The organism is Thiohalocapsa halophila (assembly GCF_016583825.1).
In the GTDB taxonomy this organism is placed as follows: domain Bacteria; phylum Pseudomonadota; class Gammaproteobacteria; order Chromatiales; family Chromatiaceae; genus Thiohalocapsa; species Thiohalocapsa halophila.
Genome location: NZ_NRRV01000261.1, coordinates 1 through 651 on the forward strand (window position 1 = coordinate 1; position 651 = coordinate 651).

The following is a 651-nucleotide window of genomic DNA, read 5'->3' on the forward strand; positions in this document are numbered from 1 at the left end:
GATAGAGCGTGTCATCTCTGCCGGGTAACGTCATGAAGAGCGGATTCTACTTGGTCGTCGAAAACTCGATCTATTCCTGCTTCTTGGTTTCCGAATTCTTGGACACCTTCGGCGAAGGACGAGATTTTTTGGGCGTGCTCAGCACGGAGCCGGTGCCCGCCGCGGGTATCCGTGAAGGGCGGGAGCGATTTCATACAGAATTTCGGGGTGCGACGGATTGGAGTAAAGCAAGGCAGACAGAATGGGAGAGGCTCTACCAACCGCTGGGTGAAGCCGGGCAGGCGATGGTCCAGCAGTACGGTGTGCCGGCTTTTTCGATGTCACACCATCACAACACGATGTTCCTGGGTCCGGACATCGACGGGTCGCTGGTGCGAGACCGGGTAACGTCCTTGTTCAGAGAAGGGCGGCCGTGGCTCGTGACGTATCTGCCGCAGCTGTTGAAACCCTGGTGGATCGAGGTTTCACGGTCCCGCATTGTCAATTGTCACAGCGCGGTCTTGCCCTATGCGCGCGGTGTCCACGCGATCGAAAGCATCGCCGCCACGAGGAACATCGACGCGTTTCTGCGCGCCGTTGGCGTGACGATACACTATATCGACGAAGGGGTGGACACTGGCCCGGTCATTCGCGCCGAGCGACTGGTGAGCC

General features: G+C 58.8%; 1 protein-coding gene. It reads left to right on the forward strand.

The features are described from left to right. Positions 1 to 32: 32 nt before the first annotated feature. Positions 33 to 651, forward strand: a 619-nt coding sequence (locus CKO31_RS26330) for a formyltransferase family protein (RefSeq protein ID WP_274607823.1), incomplete at its 3' end; no start/stop codon positions are given.